Raw genomic sequence first — 17,446 nt, 5'->3', positions numbered from 1 at the left:
ATACCTAAAAAATATCAAAACAGACTTTATTATCGTAAATAAAAGAATGAAAGGAATTCAGGTTGATAAGCAAAATATTTAAAGGACAAAGTGCAAAAACACGAATCGCATTAGGATTAGTGAGCATAGTAGTTTGCGTAAGTATCGCTGCTTCTTTTCTAGGGTTATTTCCGGACAGATATGGCGCGATATTAGCTGGTAGAGCAGCCATTGCTGAAATTGTGGCTGTTAATAGCTCTGTCTTTATTACACGCCGTGATATACGTCGAATGGAAGCTAACCTTAATATTCTTGTTTCTCGCAATGAGCAAATACTTTCCGCTGCAGTTAAGCCTTTAAAAGGTAAGGCTGCTGCTATTATTGGTGATCACGAATTACAATGGAAAGCGATGGAAAAAGGAACTTCTACAGAATCGCAGTTGGTGGTGCCAATTTGGGAAGGCAATACACAATGGGGTAATATCGAACTTCGATTTGAACCTTTAAAACATCCTGGTTTGTTTGCTTTCTTTTTCGAACCTTTAGCGCAGTTTATTATGTTTGTTTCTTTCTTCAGTTTCATTTTTTTCAAGTTTTACTTAGGAAAAATGCTTAAACAGTTGGACCCCTCTCAAGCCATTCCTGGGCGGGTCCGTTCAGCATTGGATACTATGGCTGAGGGGTTATTAGTCTTAGATGTTAAGCAAAATATAGTGTTAGCGAATGAGGCCTTCTCTGTCTTAGTCGGTGAAAAACCAGAAGATTTAATGGGACGTAGTATTGCAAAGTTTAGCTGGGAGCAAGTCATGGCTCGTAACGAGAATGAAAGCGTTTCTCCAAACCCTGAGCCAAAATACCCATGGGAAATTGCCCTTGCATCCAGTTCACTGCAAATGAATCATATGTTGTATTTAGAGCTAGATGATAATATTCGTTATACCTTCATGGTTAATTGTTCACCTGTATTAGGTCAAAACGGTAAAGTAGCTGGTATGATGGTCAGTTTTGATGATATTACTAAGTTAGAAGAGAAAGAGATAGAATTACGTCGCTCTAAAGAAGAAGCTGAAATGGCAAACCGTGCAAAAAGTGATTTTTTATCCAATATGAGTCACGAAATACGTACGCCAATGAATGCCATTCTTGGATTTACAGAGGTGCTAATGCGCGGCCATAGTAACGATCCTGTAGAAAGTAAGCGTTATTTAGGCACGATCGCCTCCAGCGGTAAACATCTACTTGGCTTAATTAACGATATACTGGATTTATCAAAGGTTGAAGCTGGAAAAATTGAAATTGAAACCTTACCTTGCCCTGCACATCAAATAGTTCAAGAAGTGGTTAAAGTGATGGGGGGGAAAGCCCAGGAAAAAGGTATTAATCTTGAGTTTGTTGCCATCGATAGTATGCCTGAACTTGTATTAACAGACGCGGGTAAAATAAGACAAATATTAACTAATTTAGTTGGTAACTCTATAAAATTTACTGAAAGTGGAGTGGTTAAACTAAGTACACGTTATAAGTCAGAAAAGCATAAGTCGAGACTGATTATTGAGGTCTCAGATACGGGTATCGGCATGACACAGGAACAAGCTGAAGCGGTTTTTAAACCATTTGTACAAGCAGATAGTTCGATCACACGACGTTTTGGTGGTACTGGTTTGGGTCTTACTATTAGTAAACGTTTTGCTGAAGCGCTAGGAGGCGATATTACGGTTACTAGTGAGCAAGGTAAAGGTAGTTGTTTTATTGTCAATATAGAAGTTGAAGCCGTTCCGCAAGCTAGGTTGCTTTCCTCCACCGAAGTCATGCAAGAAATTACATCTAATACTGCAGAGCAACAAGTCACATGGATTTTCCCCGATGCGAATATTTTAGTGGTAGATGATGGCGATGAAAATAGAGATTTATTAGAGGTCGTCTTAAGTGGGGCTGGGCTGAGTATTGAAACCGCTGTTAATGGTCAACAAGCGGTGAGTATGGCTACAGCTGGAAACTTTGATCTTATTTTAATGGATGTACAGATGCCGATTATGGATGGTTATACTGCGGTACGTTTGATGCGTGAAAAAGGTATTAGCATTCCTATTATCGCTTTAACGGCACATGCAATGAAAGGAGCTGAAAGTGAGTGTCTCTCTGCGGGATATTCAGGCTACATGACGAAACCCATTGATATTGATAAATTGCTTAAATACTTGGCTAATGAGTTGGGAGGTAAGATTGCAACTGCAACAACGTCGCTACAACAAGAAGCAGCTAACACTGCATTGATGATTGAAGACTCGGTTAGCGAAAAAATGACAGAAAACACTCCGCTCAAGGCTGCTATCCGTTCATCTTTGCCAGGGGCAAAAAATAAGTACCGAAGCTTAATCGGACGTTTTATTACTCGTTTAGATGAACAATTTAGCTTAATAGAACAAGCAGCTGCTACAGCTAATTATGAGCAACTCGCTGACTTAGCACATTGGTTGAAAGGATCTGCAGGATCCGTTGGTTTTCATGATTTCACTGAACCAGCAGAAGCATTAGAGGCCTATGCTATGCAACAAGATCGAGTTGCTGTTAGAGCGCAAATTGCAGAAATTAGTGATTTGATTTCACGTCTAGAGGTGAATGATAACATTGACACTATCGAGCAAGAAATTACTGAGAGTAAGGCCAATGTTGTTACCGAACAGACGATATCTGCAAGTGTTCCAATCAGATCAAGTTTATTGATGAGCACACCTAAATTAAGACCAATGGTTGAGAAATTTGTGTTGAGATTAGATGAGAAAATTAGAGTAATGAATACTGCATTAGAGCAAGGTGATTTTGTAGAGTTAGCCGATTTAGCACACTGGCTTAAAGGGTCGGCAGGTACAATTGGTTTTCACGATTTTACTGACCCTGCAATAAAACTTGAAGCATCAGCAAATGAGAAAGATTCAGTTAATGCCATAAATTTACTCAAAAAAATTAAACAGATGACAAACAATATCGATTTATCTAGTGTTTCTGACAAAACTAATATGCCTGAAATAGTTGAGTATTCTACAGAAAAAGATAAAAAAAGCGTAGGGGAAGTGAGTGAATAATCTGAATATTGATAAATTCGATAAGCCAAGTGCTTGCGTTGATAATCTTCACATACAATTAAAAAATGCTGTGATTATGATGATAGATGATGAACCTATTCTAATGGAAATATTACAAAGCTTTCTAGAAGATGAAGGTTATCAGAATTTCATTAATATTGAAGACTCAACACTGGCGATGGAAAAGTTGAAGCTAAATCCACCGGATATTTTATTACTCGACCTTAAAATGCCGATAGTGAATGGTTTTGAAATTTTAAGAGAAGTACGCTCCCATGAACTATTAAAACGTATCCCTGTGATTGTATTAACTTCCGCATCTGATGCTGCTACTAAACTAAAAGCGCTTGAGCTTGGTGCGACAGATTTTCTAGCAAAACCAATCGACGCAAGTGAACTGGCTTTACGCTTACGTAATACCTTAACGGTAAAAGCTTACCAAGACCAATTAGCCTTTTATGATTCTTTAACTGGGCTACCTAATCGCGCTCGATTTATGGACCGCTTAGATTGGGCGTTGATGAACGCCATTAGATACAAAGATTCAGTTGCAGTAATGAACTTAAGTGTGGATAGATTTAAAGAAATTAATGATACTTTAGGCCCCAAGTCAGGGGACTTATTACTGCAACAGATTGCCGATAGGTTATCGGGTGCAGTTAGATTCACGGATGTTATTAGCCATACTGGAAGAGATGATCTATGGCTGAATATTGCGCGACTCAGCGGAGATGAATTTAGCATTTTGTTACCGGGTGGTGCAGCTGCTGAAGATTCAGCTTATATTGCAGAGCGCTTATTAGGGGTAATGAAAGGTGTTTTTGTTATAAATGGTCATGATGTCTTTGTAACGGCGAGTATTGGTATTGCTGTTTACCCTGATGATGCAGAAACGACGGATTCCTTGATGAAAAATACCAGTGCGGCGACAGAGTTTGCTAAGCATAAGGGGCGAGATAACTATCAGTTTTATTCAAAAGATATCAATAATAAAGCCAAAGAGCGTTTACAAATGGAGTCTGAACTTAGGCGTGCAATCGATTTACAAGAGTTCGTTGTGCATTATCAGCCTAAAATCAATACTAAAACAAATCAGGTGATGGGAATGGAGGCACTAGTTCGCTGGCAACATCCTGAAAAAGGATTGTTATCTCCCTTTCATTTTATTGATATTGCGGAAAAATCTGGTCTCATTCCAGGTATCGGTGAGTGGGTCATTCATGAAGCCTGCCGCCAAAATAAAGTATGGCAAGATCAAGGTTTAGGGGATTTAAAAATTTCAGTTAATGTCTCGCCGCAACAGTTTATAGCAAAACATATTGATCGAACCATGGCGGCTGCATTATCTTCTGGTATGGACATGAAATACCTTACTATTGAAATTACTGAAGGTATGTTGATGGGCGATGAAGAACGTGCTATTGATGTAATGAAAGGGATCAGAAAGCAAGGGCCGAAGCTATCAATTGATGACTTTGGGACAGGATACTCTTCATTAAGTTATTTAAAACGCTTCCCATTAAATGAGTTAAAAATAGACCGAGCATTTATTATTGACGTGCCAACCAAGCGTGAAGATTGTGCCATTGTGCGAGCGATCGTTGCGATGGCGCATAGCCTCGAATTATCAGTGGTAGCTGAAGGGATAGAAAACAGCGAGCAACTCGCATTTCTTGAAGGGATAGGCTGCGATGTGATACAGGGATTTTATTTTAGCAAGCCTTTACCCGCTGACGAATTTGAACAGTATGTGTTGGCTAGAAATAAAACAAGATGTGTTGGTTAGCAATAAACGGAGTGATGTTTCACTTTTTATGCACAATTACTTATGTATACAATTATCACATATGCTCTAGGTTACATAAAAATCAGTGACGCATTACAGTTAGACGCATTACAGTTATAAACTTGAAAGTCTAAACAGTAGTAATGCAACGCATCCTATTTAGTCGTTATAATATTGCTATTGATGCTATTGATGCTATTGATGCTATTGATGCTTTTTATGTTAATTGTCATTTTTTAAATCATTAACGACTAAGTCTAGTGCTTGCATCAGTTGTAATGATTGAGTTGCATCGATGCTATCAAACTTACAGCGAATTTCATTTGGTATATGTGCCGCTTTTAGTTTTAATGCTTGTCCTTCATTAGTAAGTTGGATGTGACGTTTACGTTTATCTTGTTCATCTTTAACCACTGCAAGTATCTTTTTATCTGTCATTTTCTTTAAAATTTGCGTCAAAGCACTGCCATCAATTGCTGTTTTTTCAATAAGTTCTGCGATAGTTATCTGATCTTTTTCCCATAGTGCCATCATCACAACATATTGAGGGTAAGTTAAGTTAATTTCAGCTAATGGCGAACGGTAGGCTCGAGCAATGCTGTTGGAAGCCATGTATAAACGGTGGCATAACTGATTTTTTAGCTTTAATTGTTCAAATGGCATCACAATACCCTTGTATGTATTTTTATATTTATACTTATTCTTTATTTTAATTTGCATGCAAAGTATTTGCAATTGCTATTTATCTTGGTTAATATTGTTTTGCATGCAAAATAAATTGCCTAATTAATATAAACTTTGGAGTTCACTATGAATGTATTACAAGAAATCGCATACACAGCTAAAGCGACAGCAACAGGTGGCCGTGAAGGTGTTGCTAAATCCGATGATGCTCGTTTAGATATTAAATTATCAACACCCAAAAACTTAGGTGGTGATGATGGGCAGGGAACCAACCCAGAACAATTATTTGCGGCGGGTTATGCTGCTTGTTTTATTGGTGCATTAAAACATGTTGCAGCGGCTGAAAAAGTAAAACTTTCAAGTGATATCTACATTAATTCTGAAGTTGCTATTGGTCCCATTGAAGGTGGTTTTGGGATAGCTGTTAAACTTGCCGTATCACTGGGTGATATGGATAAAGCACAGGCACAGGCTTTAGTCGAAAAAGCTGATTTAGTTTGCCCATATTCAAATGCAACACGTGGTAATATTGTTAAAGAACTGACAGTTATTTAATTCCATTAGCTCTGTACTTTAGTGAATTCAGTCTTTCGCGGGTAAGTAAAATACTGAATTATTTACATAGTTTAAAATGACTACAATGAAGAGAGAGCTGTAATGGAATTACATACAGCTCTCTTATTTTAAAAGCTAAAACTCAGTAATAAGTTATGCTATTACACAAACTTTAGGGCTGGGTCCAAGGGAAAGGGTCTTAACAATCAAGATATTTTTCTACTTTTTTTGCTTTTACATGGCAACCATTAAATTTATATCACCTTCATCCTATTGGATTAAGATGATCATTACCGTTATTGCAATTTAAACTTTTTCACCAATGCATCTAATTGTGTATTAGCAGATGCCAACGTTTGTGTACTATCCACTGTTGCTTGGCCATTTTTAGTTAGTTCTTGTACCATTTCATTTATGTTGGTCATATTTCGACTCACTTCTTCAGTAACACTACTTTGTTCTTCAGAAGCCGTTGCAATCTGCGTACTTAAATCGTTAATTTGAATAATAAAATTAGTCATATTATCCAAGCTATCGGTAACTCGAGCAGTGTTTTCAGCGGCACGTTGACAACTTGATCTTGTAGCATCCATTGTAGACACTGCATTGCTTGCATCACTACTTAACGTATTCAATATTTGATTAATTTCCGCGGTGCTGGTTTGGGTACGCGCAGCAAGTGAACGAACTTCATCCGCTACTACAGAAAAGCCTCTACCTTGCTCACCTGCTCGAGCCGCTTCTATTGCCGCATTTAGAGCTAATAAATTAGTTTGGTCTGCTATATCACCAATAACACTCAATGCTTTAATAATTTCTTGCGTATTATTACTCATGGTATTGATGCTTGCGGATGCCGAGTCGACTTCATCTACTAAGGCTAAAACACTGTTTGATGCTTCGCTCACAATCGCTTTTGATAAAATGGCTTCATCATTTGCTTGTTGAGTATTAAACGCAGTATCTGCTGCATTTTGAGCAACAGTTTCAGATGTACTGCTCATTTCTGTAATTGCGCTAACAACTTGTTCTGTTTCGCTCGCATGTGCGATTAAAGCACTATTTGCCTGCATCGATTGTTGATTAAGTTGTTCAGTGCTGGTCGTTATATGCACTGATGCCTGTGAAATATCAAGCATCATAGATTGTAAGTATATAATAAAGTTGTTTACCGAATGACTAATATCACCTAACTCATCATCGTTAGTAATAGTCAGGCGTGATGTTAAGTCTGCTTCGCCAGTAGATAGAGTGTCAATACGTTCTTTCAAAGAGTGTAGGTTTTTAACAATCGCAGTAATGATTAAAATAATGAGTAAAAGTGACACTATGATTAATACTACTGAAGAAGTGATCATTGAGGCTACTTCGCCATCAAAAATATTTTGAGTGACATCTGTTAAATTGTCTTGAACGGCAATAATATCATTCTCATAAGCTCCCGTAGAAAGTATCCAACCCCACTCTGGAAATATTTTTCGGCTATAAGCTATTTTATTTTCACTTTTTTTGGTGGCTGGGTTTTCATAGGCGATGTCAACTGTTGACTCTTGTTTTCCTTGAATGTGTTTGGCTATCAATTGAGTACTATCGGTTTTAGTGCCAATGATATCCGTTTTAGGATGAGCAATAATCGTTCCATCTTCATCTTGGATCCAAAAATAGCCATTGAGTCCATATTTAGCGACATTAACTGCATTTATAGCGGCTTCAATATTTTCTTTTCTCAGTGTGCTAACGTATTCACCACTGGATATCACTAAATTTAATGGTTTGAAATAAAATGAAGCGGTCATTTTCTCTTCGATGGTTTGTGTGGTTGGATTTAAAAAAGAATACTCACTAAACCCTATATCTTCTTTTTGCGCTGCAGCAATAACATCTCTTACAAAAAATTTACCTTTAGCATCGACTTTTTCGTAACCACTTTTTCCGACTTCACTAATATCGCTACCATAAGCTTTGCTGATCACAGTGGTCGCATCATAGGCAAATAAATAGCGTCCATTATTCCAGCGATGCTGTTGTAGAAAAGCATAAATACTCATTTCAGCTTCCCAATATGAACCACTCTTTTCATAAATATTTGTGATAGTACTTCTAAACTCAGACATTTCAGTGGCCAAGTTTTTCTTTATATTTTCAATTTTAGAAGATTCATAATAATCTGAAATGGCGAACGCGATGGTATCAACTTGACCTCTGAGGTTTTGATCAAGCATTTTAGCTAGTTGTACTTGAACATTTTCTTTTTCTTTTTCAAGGACAACATTTTCAGTTTCTATTAGTGAATAGATAAAAAAGGAAGCCATGATGAGTAGTGGTACACATAAGGTGGTGACCAGTTTTGCTTTGATAGTAAATTTAATTGCCATTGGCACTTCCTAGGATCTGTTGGTTGAAGTAAAAGTTAATTAATTATAGATAGGAAATTAATCTGTGATTTGCCTTACTACCTCTTTATTGTTATATATCAATAAAACAGTGAGTATTTTAAAAATGTGTGATTTTTAAAATCCTTGGATTCAGATCATCAGTGCAATGAAAAATTGATTAAAAATTTAAGGGCTTTTGTAAATGAAAGGCTAATTAGTTTTAACTAATAAAAATGTAATAAGCTTCGCTTTAGAAGTAGGGGATTTGTAAATGGGACTTGTATAAAATTAGCGCAAAAAAATAGGACTCAATGAGTCCTATTTTAGTTTTTTATCGTGTTATTACTTTAATAAACGTGCTCGAATAGTACCTTCAATCTCTTTTAACTTGTCTAAGGCTGTATCTGCATCTTCACTGTTTACATCAATAACTACATAACCAATGTTTTCATTTGTTTGTAAGTATTGTGCTGCAATGTTGATATTGTTATCAGCAAATGCCAAGTTGATCTTAGTTAGAATACCTGGTTGGTTACGGTGGATGTGTAACAGACGACTTGCATCTTTATGAAGCGGTAAAGATACTTCAGGGAAGTTTTTAGATGACAGTGTAGAACCGTTATCAGAGTACTTGACTAATTTACCTGCTACTTCGTAGCCAATGTTTTCCTGTGCTTCTTGTGTGCTGCCACCAACATGTGGAGTTAAAATAACGTTGTCAAATTCACGTAATGGAGATTCAAATTCTTCATTGTTTGATTTTGGCTCAGTAGGGAATACATCCACTGCTGCACCCGATAATTTTTTGCTACGTAATGCATCACATAAAGCAGGGATATCAACCACCGTACCTCGTGCTGCATTCATAAAGATGGCACCATCTTTCATTTGAGCAAATTCATCTGCTCCCATCATGTTTTTAGTTGAATCAACTTCTGGTACGTGCAAGCTAATTACATCAGATTTTTCTAATAGCTCTTTTAAAGTAGCAACTTGAGTTGCATTACCTAATGTCAGTTTGCTTTCAATATCATAGAAAGAAACGTTAAAGCCTAGGCCTTCAGCAAGAATACCAAACTGTGTACCGATATGGCCGTAACCAATAATACCTAAGTTTTTGCCACGTGCTTCGTATGAAGCCGTTGCTGATTTATCCCATTCACCGCGGTGCGCTTTAGCATTACGCTCAGGTACGCCGCGTAATAATAATAAAGCTTGTCCAAGTACTAACTCAGCTACACTGCGAGTGTTTGAGAAAGGAGCATTAAAAACTGCGATCCCTTTTGCTTGTGCTGCATTTAAATCAACTTGATTTGTACCAATACAAAAACAACCAATAGCGACTAATTTTTCTGCTGCTTCTAATACTTTTGCAGATAGGTTAGAGCGAGAACGAATACCGATAAAATGCGCATCTTTAATTTTCTCGATTAAGTCTTCTTCACTTAATGACGTTTTAATACTTTCGATGTTGTTGTAACCAGCTTGAGTAAAAGTATCAACTGAACTTTGGTGTAAACCTTCTAGAAGAAGAATTTTAATTTTATCTTTGTTGAGTGAAAACTTGGTCATTGTATTTCCTTGGGCCTTATGGAGGTATGTGGAACAGCAATTTAAAGAATAATTTTAGTGCTCGTAAAATAGCAAAAATAGTTGTAATTGTGAATCTGAGACTGTTATTTCGTATATGAAAAATTGAAACAACTTATTACTATTTAGGTCATTACTGCTCTCTGTGTTTATTTATCAGTCAAAGAGAGCAATATATTTAACTATTTTATAGTTTTAACGCCATCTTCTGCACCCACTAAAACAACATTAGCTGCGCGGTTTGCAAATAGACCATTTGTCACTACACCAACAATAGCGTTAATTTGGTTTTCTAATTTCAATGGTTCAGCAATTTTAAGATTATGAACATCTAGAATAACGTTACCGTTATCAGTTACCACGCCTTCACGGTATACAGGATCTCCGCCTAATTTAACTAACTCACGGGCTACATAGCTACGAGCCATTGGAATCACTTCAACCGGTAGCGGGAAAGCACCTAAAATATCAACATTTTTAGTATCATCAACAATACAAATAAACTTTTTAGCAACAGCTGATACAATCTTTTCACGAGTTAATGCAGCACCGCCACCTTTGATCATGTGATTGTATGCATTAATTTCATCGGCGCCGTCAACATAGACACTTAACTCAGAGACTTCATTCAAATCAAAAACTTCAATGCCGTAACCTTTTAACTTAGCTGTTGATGCATCTGAGCTAGAGACTGCACCTATGATGTCATTTTTTATGGTTGCTAATGCATCGATAAAATGATTAACCGTTGAACCTGTACCAACACCAATAATGGTATCTTTTTCTACGTATTCTAAGGCAGCATAAGCGGCAGCTTTTTTCTTCTCGTCTTGAGTCATGACTTGTATCCTATTGAGTGAGCAATGTCGTTAAAGTGGCGCGATTATACCCTTAACCGTGCTTTTAATTTAAGCTAAATTTATGAAAAATCATTAAATACTTAAGGGGAGTTGATCTTTGTTGTTGAAATTTTATTCATTACACGGTGTTTTGATGGAGGCGGGCATAATCAACCCTAGTGATATAAGTGTATTTTTCAACAAAGTACATAGCGTCTTACGGTCACCTTGGCTCACTGTAAATACTGTGCTTTCGCTTAGTTATGGGAACATGACATTCCCTAATCACAGTACATAAGCTTAGATCACATAGAGTCTGTCTTGGCTAAAACCTGCAGATCATCGCGATAATAAATTTAAAAGATCAACCATCCTTTGGGTTATTCAAAATAGAAGTGTTGACTCGGTGTGATCACCTCGGGCAAAGGGACATCCCATTCTTGAATTGGTAGGGCATTTATATATTGGCAATCATGAGCCAACCCAATGGGGTAGGGGCCGGTTTTTTGAGTAAACCAAGGCGCTAATAATCTGTCGTAATAACCTCCTCCCATACCTATTCTGTTACCTTGTTGATCAAACGCAACTAACGGGGTTAGCACCAAGTCTAACGATTGTGCTGGGCATGTCTGTTCAATGTTTTTTGTTGTATGCGTGAATTTAGGTTCGGCAATCCCATAGCGGTTGATGATCATTTCAGTATTTTTATGATACGCGAGAAATAATAGCTGCCCCGTTTTAGTTGGATGCACAACAGGTAAATACACTTGTTTTTGTTGCTGCCAACACCAATCAATAAAAGGATTGAGATCTATTTCACCGTCATAGGCCAAAGTCACTGATACATGTTGTGCCTGTTGTACTTTGGGGTGTTGTTTTAAGGTTTGTAATAATTGACAAGATGCTTGTTGTTGATCATTGCAGGACAAAGCCTTACGTGCACTTCGTACTTGTTGTCGAATGGTATTGCGCTGTGTAGAAATAGTATTAGCCATTATTTTATTTCTGCTTAGTTATAACGATGATTTTAAAAGTATATCTTAAGATTAACTTAAAATAAGCAGGTTAAACAAAATAAGAGAAGTCAAAGGAGTGGTTGAAACTAAACTGGTTAACTCTAGAAATAGATAATAGGAATAGATTTAAGGGATAGAAATAACGGGATGTAACATAAATGATAATAAGAAATTGAAGTTAACCCAAGGATACCGCTTTTGACTGTGACCTTGAACCCGAAGGTCAAGGTTGGTGTACTCGTGTCTACCGCAGGTTTCTCGATACAAGTCGAGCTTACACAATAGTATCCAAACAAATTCACCAGGGTAATGCTTATCGGCTCAGGGACTTAGTCAAGATTAACGGGTACCCGAGGGTTAAATAAACTGTACATACATTTAATCGTTTTTAAAAGGGGTTTTGGCAAAAAATAAGAACTTTTGCATTGAATGATGAATTTTTAATCGTAATTGCAAAGTCAATCAAAGACAGTATGAGTGATTGCAATTAGTAATATTAAAGGGATATAAAAATATAAGGTTGTTCAATAAATAAAGCAGAAAATAAAATGTTAGTCTTTTAATAAAGCAGTGTTATCTAATGCACCGTTAATGGCATCTTGTAATTGTTGAATACGTTTATTTAATTGCTCGGTCTGCGCTTGATTTTCTTCTTTTAATGTATTCAGTTGATGGCGATAATTTAATGCTGCCATTACAACCAGTTGATCGCTTCTTAAAGTGCGTGCCGAGGTTCTCATTTCTTTTAAATGTTCATTAACTTGCGCAACAGAGCCTAATAAACTTTCTTGCTCACCTTCTGGGCAGCTGATTTTGTATTGTTGGCCTAAAATAGTAATATCAAGATGTGCCATAAAAGCCCCCGTTAGTGTTGCAAATTAAGGGAACAGTGAACCTCCCTAAAAAAATGTCATATAATGGGCGAACTATATCGACCTAGCTATCAAGTTTCAAGTACTTAGTGGCGACGAGATCCTGTGGATGATAGAATATAGCAATTATCTTTTATTGATTAAGAGTGTCCTTATGAATTCAGCTGTACTACCAAGTTTTGAAAAAATTTCGCAAGCCCTTGAAGGTGCTGAGTTATTCACCAATGCTGCCGAAACTCACGGAGTCTTATCTGGCTTTGTTTGCGGTGGTATTGCCCTTGATGATAAAAGTTGGCAACCATTATTTAATGATGTTGTTAATGAGGGAATGGCGTTGCCACAACCAATAAAAAAACTTGTTGCTGATATTTATGCAGAGGTGGTGAAGCAATGTGCTGACGATGGTTTAGGCTTTAACTTATTATTACCTGATGATGAAAAACCTTTAGATGAAAGAGCTGAAGCGATGGCGCAATGGGCACAGAGTTTTTTAGTCGGTTTTGGTATGGTGCAACAGGCACTAAATCAAGCATCGGAAGATGTACAAGAAGTGATTCGAGATATTCGTGATATCTCACAACTATCTTTAGATTTTGAACAAGAAGATGAAGAATCTGAAATTGCTTTTGCTGAAATTGTTGAGTACCTTCGCGTTAGCGCTATGTTATGTTTTAATACATTTTCCCGTAACATGGCAACGCCTATTTCTAATACCCTTCACTAAACTGAGAGCACATGACTGAATTTAATACTCGCCGACATTTATTCTCTAATAGCATGCTGGACAACAGTATGGCTATTTTCCCTGCTAATGAAGAATTGATCCGAAGTAACGATACCGAATTTCGTTTTCGTCAAAATAGTGATTTTTATTACCTGACTGGATTTAATGAACCGGAAGCATGCTTGTTATTGATCAAAAGAAAAGGGTTAATTAGCAGTGTGTTATTTAACCGCAGAAAAGATAAAACGGCAGAAATTTGGCATGGTTATCGATTAGGTCAAGCGGCTGCCGTTACTGAATTATCGATGGATCAAGCCTTTGCAATTGATGAGTTAGAAGTGATTCTAGCGGATTTATTAACCGGCATCGAGACAGTATATTATCCTGTATTAAGTGGTTTAAGTTTAGATACTCGCTTGCAAACTATTCTCAATAAGTTACGTAATAAAACACGTAGTGGTTTAATTGCAACCAATCAGTTTTTAAATTGGCAACCGCAGTTACATGAAATGCGCTTATTCAAAAGTGATGCTGAAAAAGAGTTAATGCGTAAAGCAGGGGAGATCTCTGCACTTGGCCACGTACGAGCAATGCAACAGTGTAAACCGGGTATGTGGGAATTCCAATTGCAATTAGAAGTTGAATATGAATTCGCAAGGCAGGGGACGCGTGATATTGCCTATAACAGTATTGTTGCTGGTGGTAATAATGCCTGTATTTTGCATTACACCGAAAATGATAAGCAACTAAAGGATGGTGACTTAGTGCTGATTGATGCGGGTGCTGAATATCAAGGTTATGCTGGCGATATTACACGTACTTTTCCTGTTAATGGTCGCTTTACTGAAGAGCAAGCGACTATTTACCAATTAGTCCTAGATTGTCAGTTATTTGCACTTGAGCAAGTGAAACCGAATATCAGTGTTTTAGCGATCAATAAGTTAGTTGTACGTAAAATGTGTGAAGGTTTATTAGCTTTGGGTATTTTGCAAGGTGACCTTGAAACTCTGATCCAGGAAGAAAAACATAAAGACTTTTATATGCATGGTTTAGGCCACTTTATTGGTTTAGATGTGCACGATGTCGGGAATTCTGGCAGTATCGAAATACCGCGCCTCTTAGAAAAAGGCATGGCGATCACGATTGAACCTGGGCTTTATATTAGTAATGATGCAGATGTTGAAGATCGTTGGAAAGGTATTGGCGTTCGTATTGAAGATGATGTCATTGTTACCGAAACTGGATGCGAAATTTTGACTTCGGCAGTGCCAAAAAGCATTCAAGATATTGAAGCATTGATGCATGGTTAAAAACAACATTACTACGGTTGACACTGTTTCAGATGAGCGATGTGATAACGTTAGTTATGACATCGTCATTGTAGGTGCTGGTCTATCTGGCTCATTATTAGCGTTATCTTTGTTGAAGCAAAATGATCAACTTAAGGTGTTATTGTTAGATGAAAACGAGCAGCGTGTTGAAAGGGACCTGTCTCTAGCGACTAAAACATTATCTGATAAGCAACGTAACCCTAGCTTCGATGCGCGTTGTATTGCTTTGAACGCTGGGTCGGTTGATATTTTAGACTCGCTAGCATTATGGTCTGATATTAAAATTAATGCACAAGCCATCGACAAAATCCAAGTATCAGATAAAGGCTACTTTGGATCCTTAGGTTTAATGCCAAATAATAAAGGCGAAACTTTTGGCTATGTTGTTGAGCTGCAACATGTTGGGAAAGTTCTGGCAAGAGCATTAGGCGCTTTTCCATCACTAACGACACGATATAATGTAAAGCTCAAACATTTTCAACAAGGTATTGATGCAATTAGTTGTGAACTCAGTGATGGTCAGCATATTGATGCAAGATTATGTGTGGGCGCCGATGGCAGTGAAAGCCAAGTCAGGGAACTAGCTAAAATAGACACACAGCGCTATAGCTATGACCGTAGTGCCATTATCTGTAATGTTCGTTGTTCTAAACCACATCAAAATATTGCCTATGAGCGATTTTGTAAAAGCGGTCCTATTGCTTTATTACCGTTAACGGCAGGCCGCTATTCATTAGTGTATTGCGTTGAGCATCAGCAAGCCGCGCAAATTGCAGAATTACCGGATCACTTGTTTCTTGCTCAATTACAGCAACATTTCGGTTTTCGTGCAGGTATATTTGAAGAAACAGGAAAGCGAGATATTTATCCGTTAAGCTTAGTAAAAACAACTAAGCCGGTTGCTCATCGCGTTTTATGTATTGGTAATGCGGCGCATAGTCTACACCCTGTTGCAGGGCAAGGCTTCAATTTGGGGTTACGTGATTTATTTGTTTTAGCGAAGGTGATCACTCAATCTGAAGTACAACATATTGGCTCATTTTCAATGTTAAATACTTATTGGCAATGTCGCGCTAAAGATCATCATCGCACAATTTTGATGACAGATAGTTTAGTGAGAATATTCAGTAATCAATATCCATTATTGAGCATTCCTCGTAATATTGGTTTGCAAGCAATGAGCTGTTTCCCTTTTTTATCAGAACCCATTATCGAACAAGCCAAAGGCCAGTTTGATTTGTTCAACAGTGAGAATTTATCATGATGCAGTCTTACGATGTCACCATTGTCGGTGGCGGAATGGTTGGATTAACATTAGCCAAATGTTTAGCTAAAAGTCATTTATCTATTGCTATCATTGAAGCTAATGAAACAGTGGCGTTAAGTGATACCCCTGAAAGTAGGGTCAGTGCGATTAGCTTTGCTAGCAAAACCCTGTTTGATAATTTAGGTATTTGGCCATTACTAAAAGCACAACGTATTACGCCGTACCATACGATGCAAGTATGGGAAAAAGATAGCTTTGGTAAAATTGACTTTAATGCCAAACAAGTTGACCAAAAAGACTTAGGGTACATTGTAGAGAATAAAAATTTACAGCAAGCTTTACAACAGAGTGTACAACAACAGCAAAATGTCACTTTTTTCTGTCCCGATTCACTACAAAGTATGGCTATCGGAGAGGGGGAAGCTTGGTTAACATTAAACAGTGGCAAACAACTGACATCAAAGTTAGTGGTAGCTGCCGATGGTGCTAATTCATGGGTAAGAACGCAGCTTAATATTCCTTTAACACAATGGGATTATGAGCATCATGCTATTGTTGCTACGATAAAAACCGTTGAAAATCACCAAGCTTGTGCTCGTCAAATATTTACCCCGCAAGGACCACTAGCCTTTTTGCCTTTATACCAACAACATCTTAGTTCTATCGTATGGTCTTTGCCGCCTGAAAAAGCAAAAGCTTTACTGGCTTTAGATGATCAAACCTTCAATCAACATCTAAGTCGTACCTTTGACAATTGCCTAGGTCCCTGTGAAGTACAAGGCCAACGTCAAAGCATTGCTTTAAGCATGCGTTATGCTCGAGATTTTGCAAAACATCGTGTCGCTTTAATTGGCGATGCTGCGCATACTATTCACCCTTTAGCTGGTCAGGGCGTGAACCTAGGTTTACTCGATGCCGCGTGTTTAGGGCAGGAATTAATCAAACATACGGTATTAGGTAATGATATTGGTTTATACCCTCATTTGCGTCATTTCGAACGTTGGCGTAAAGCCGAAGCGATCCAAATGATTGCTTCCATGGAAGGTTTGAAACAATTATTTAATGGTGCAAATCCTGTGCAAAAATTGGTGAGGGACGTCGCATTATTAATGGCCAGTAATATAGCACCATTGAAAAAACAATTTATAAAACAAGCGATGGGATTAAATGGCGATAGACCTGATTTGTGTTTAATAAAAACAGGTGTCGAATAAGTTAACCCGATAGAGGTTTTAATTAGCCTTAGCTGTTTTTTGGCATTTTCCCAGAGAACAGGTATATTAGCGATAATTTTACTTACGCCTTTAATGCGAGTGCGGTGATTTTCTATCATTACTACCCTCAT

The 17,446-nt window shown here is 37.6% G+C and carries 13 protein-coding genes and 1 other RNA gene; 7 read left to right on the top strand and 7 right to left on the bottom strand.

Annotated features, from left to right (window positions below; genetic code table 11):
- The first annotated feature begins 62 nt into the window (after positions 1 to 62).
- Together GQR44_RS07195 and GQR44_RS07190 are read left to right on the top strand one after the other, a co-directional pair.
- A complete protein-coding gene (locus GQR44_RS07195) occupies positions 63 to 3,062 on the top strand; it encodes a response regulator (RefSeq protein WP_166370718.1) in 3,000 nt (999 codons plus the stop codon).
- On the top strand, positions 3,055 to 4,848 hold the full coding sequence (locus GQR44_RS07190; RefSeq protein ID WP_205962996.1) for an EAL domain-containing protein: 1,794 nt from the start codon (positions 3,055 to 3,057) through the stop codon (positions 4,846 to 4,848). Before GQR44_RS07195 ends, GQR44_RS07190 begins: the two co-directional genes overlap by 8 nt.
- 222 nt (positions 4,849 to 5,070) lie before the next feature.
- On the opposite strand, the gene GQR44_RS07185 is transcribed toward GQR44_RS07190, so the two are convergent.
- Positions 5,071 to 5,511, bottom strand: coding sequence for a MarR family transcriptional regulator (locus GQR44_RS07185; protein WP_166370716.1), 441 nt, complete (start codon positions 5,509 to 5,511; stop codon positions 5,071 to 5,073).
- Positions 5,512 to 5,658: 147 nt separating this feature from the next.
- Here GQR44_RS07185 and GQR44_RS07180 point away from each other — a divergent pair, with 147 nt between their 5' ends.
- Complete coding sequence (locus GQR44_RS07180) at positions 5,659 to 6,087, top strand: organic hydroperoxide resistance protein (protein WP_166370714.1); 429 nt, start codon at positions 5,659 to 5,661, stop codon at positions 6,085 to 6,087.
- 296 nt (positions 6,088 to 6,383) lie between these two features.
- Here GQR44_RS07180 and GQR44_RS07175 read toward each other — a convergent pair whose 3' ends face one another.
- The 6 genes from GQR44_RS07175 to GQR44_RS07150 all read right to left on the bottom strand — a co-directional run bounded on the left by GQR44_RS07175 (position 6,384) and on the right by GQR44_RS07150 (position 12,761).
- Complete coding sequence (locus GQR44_RS07175) at positions 6,384 to 8,462, bottom strand: methyl-accepting chemotaxis protein (RefSeq protein ID WP_205962995.1); 2,079 nt, start codon at positions 8,460 to 8,462, stop codon at positions 6,384 to 6,386.
- Positions 8,463 to 8,804: 342 nt separating this feature from the next.
- The gene (gene serA, locus GQR44_RS07170) at positions 8,805 to 10,034 is read right to left on the bottom strand and encodes a phosphoglycerate dehydrogenase (RefSeq protein ID WP_166370712.1); all 1,230 of its coding nucleotides are present in this window, start codon (positions 10,032 to 10,034) and stop codon (positions 8,805 to 8,807) included.
- A gap of 200 nt (positions 10,035 to 10,234) precedes the next feature.
- Positions 10,235 to 10,891: a ribose-5-phosphate isomerase RpiA gene (gene rpiA / locus GQR44_RS07165; RefSeq protein WP_166370710.1), complete on the bottom strand. Its 657-nt coding sequence runs from the start codon at positions 10,889 to 10,891 to the stop codon at positions 10,235 to 10,237.
- Between the two features lie 380 nt (positions 10,892 to 11,271).
- Positions 11,272 to 11,886 (bottom strand): 5-formyltetrahydrofolate cyclo-ligase, encoded by a 615-nt coding sequence (locus GQR44_RS07160; RefSeq protein WP_166370708.1) that lies wholly within the window; start codon positions 11,884 to 11,886, stop codon positions 11,272 to 11,274.
- A gap of 197 nt (positions 11,887 to 12,083) precedes the next feature.
- Positions 12,084 to 12,268: non-coding RNA, 6S RNA (gene ssrS / locus GQR44_RS07155), on the bottom strand.
- A 190-nt stretch (positions 12,269 to 12,458) separates the two neighbouring features.
- Complete coding sequence (locus GQR44_RS07150; RefSeq protein WP_166370706.1) at positions 12,459 to 12,761, bottom strand: cell division protein ZapA; 303 nt, start codon at positions 12,759 to 12,761, stop codon at positions 12,459 to 12,461.
- Between the two features lie 172 nt (positions 12,762 to 12,933).
- Here GQR44_RS07150 and GQR44_RS07145 point away from each other — a divergent pair, with 172 nt between their 5' ends.
- From GQR44_RS07145 to GQR44_RS07130, 4 genes are read left to right on the top strand one after another with little or no spacing between them, the layout of a single operon-like run.
- A complete protein-coding gene (locus tag GQR44_RS07145; RefSeq protein ID WP_166370704.1) occupies positions 12,934 to 13,503 on the top strand; it encodes a UPF0149 family protein in 570 nt (189 codons plus the stop codon).
- An 11-nt stretch (positions 13,504 to 13,514) separates the two neighbouring features.
- Positions 13,515 to 14,813, top strand: coding sequence for a Xaa-Pro aminopeptidase (pepP, locus tag GQR44_RS07140; protein ID WP_166370702.1), 1,299 nt, complete (start codon positions 13,515 to 13,517; stop codon positions 14,811 to 14,813).
- The gene (gene ubiH / locus GQR44_RS07135) at positions 14,806 to 16,098 is read left to right on the top strand and encodes a 2-octaprenyl-6-methoxyphenyl hydroxylase (RefSeq protein ID WP_166370700.1); all 1,293 of its coding nucleotides are present in this window, start codon (positions 14,806 to 14,808) and stop codon (positions 16,096 to 16,098) included. Before pepP ends, ubiH begins: the two co-directional genes overlap by 8 nt.
- Entirely contained in the window at positions 16,095 to 17,315 is a 1,221-nt protein-coding gene (locus tag GQR44_RS07130) for an FAD-dependent monooxygenase (protein ID WP_166370698.1), read from the top strand. Before ubiH ends, GQR44_RS07130 begins: the two co-directional genes overlap by 4 nt.
- Positions 17,316 to 17,446 lie beyond the last annotated feature (131 nt).

Source organism: Psychromonas sp. SA13A (assembly GCF_011378715.1).
Classification (GTDB): Bacteria; Pseudomonadota; Gammaproteobacteria; order Enterobacterales; family Psychromonadaceae; genus Psychromonas.
The sequence above is the reverse complement of the archived record's forward strand: the minus strand, read 5'-3'. Positions and strand labels throughout refer to the sequence as shown.

What these genes read in the sequence shown, in the direction of transcription:
- GQR44_RS07150 (WP_166370706.1), bottom strand. Translation starts at nt 12,761, where the DNA reads ATGGCACATCTTGATATTACTATTTTAGGCCAACAATACAAAATCAGC.
- rpiA (WP_166370710.1), bottom strand. Translation starts at nt 10,891, where the DNA reads ATGACTCAAGACGAGAAGAAAAAAGCTGCCGCTTATGCTGCCTTAGAA.
- ubiH (WP_166370700.1), top strand. Translation starts at nt 14,806, where the DNA reads ATGGTTAAAAACAACATTACTACGGTTGACACTGTTTCAGATGAGCGA.
- GQR44_RS07130 (WP_166370698.1), top strand. Translation starts at nt 16,095, where the DNA reads ATGATGCAGTCTTACGATGTCACCATTGTCGGTGGCGGAATGGTTGGA.
- GQR44_RS07185 (WP_166370716.1), bottom strand. Translation starts at nt 5,511, where the DNA reads ATGCCATTTGAACAATTAAAGCTAAAAAATCAGTTATGCCACCGTTTA.
- GQR44_RS07145 (WP_166370704.1), top strand. Translation starts at nt 12,934, where the DNA reads ATGAATTCAGCTGTACTACCAAGTTTTGAAAAAATTTCGCAAGCCCTT.
- pepP (WP_166370702.1), top strand. Translation starts at nt 13,515, where the DNA reads ATGACTGAATTTAATACTCGCCGACATTTATTCTCTAATAGCATGCTG.
- serA (WP_166370712.1), bottom strand. Translation starts at nt 10,034, where the DNA reads ATGACCAAGTTTTCACTCAACAAAGATAAAATTAAAATTCTTCTTCTA.
- GQR44_RS07180 (WP_166370714.1), top strand. Translation starts at nt 5,659, where the DNA reads ATGAATGTATTACAAGAAATCGCATACACAGCTAAAGCGACAGCAACA.
- GQR44_RS07160 (WP_166370708.1), bottom strand. Translation starts at nt 11,886, where the DNA reads ATGGCTAATACTATTTCTACACAGCGCAATACCATTCGACAACAAGTA.
- GQR44_RS07175 (WP_205962995.1), bottom strand. Translation starts at nt 8,462, where the DNA reads ATGGCAATTAAATTTACTATCAAAGCAAAACTGGTCACCACCTTATGT.